This window comes from Streptomyces sp. NRRL B-3229 (genome assembly GCF_000719505.1).
In the GTDB taxonomy this organism is placed as follows: Bacteria; Actinomycetota; Actinomycetes; order Streptomycetales; family Streptomycetaceae; genus Streptomyces; species Streptomyces griseorubiginosus.
In genome coordinates this window covers 1-317 of the sequence record NZ_JOGP01000141.1, presented here as the reverse complement: position 1 = coordinate 317, position 317 = coordinate 1, and the positions used below count along the sequence as shown (strand labels likewise).

Sequence of the window (317 nt, the reverse complement as noted above, 5' to 3'; positions counted from 1 at the left end):
GACGGGGCAGGGCCCGAAGGCGGCACCACGGCCGCCTCCGGGCTCTGGGGGGAGGTTGTGTCGGTAGTCATTTAGCCGCTCAACTCAGCTCAGCTCAGGAAGAGGCGAAGATCGTCTTCTTCTGGCGTTCGATCGAGGACAGCAGACTGTCGACGCCCTTGGGGTTCTGGAGGAACTTCTGGAGCGAAGGCTGCATCACCGTCGAGGTGAAGTCCGGACGCGAGTCACGGTCCATGAACTGCGTCAGACTCTTCGCCCCCGAGATCATCTCGTACGCCTTCTTCTGCAACGGCGAATACGACGCCGTCGACGCCTTG

Annotated in this window: 1 pseudogene; it reads right to left on the bottom strand. The window is 62.1% G+C overall.

The features are described from left to right. Positions 1-94 precede the first annotated feature (94 nt). Positions 95-317: pseudogene (locus IF54_RS41935) on the bottom strand (carbohydrate ABC transporter substrate-binding protein); the annotation flags it as partial.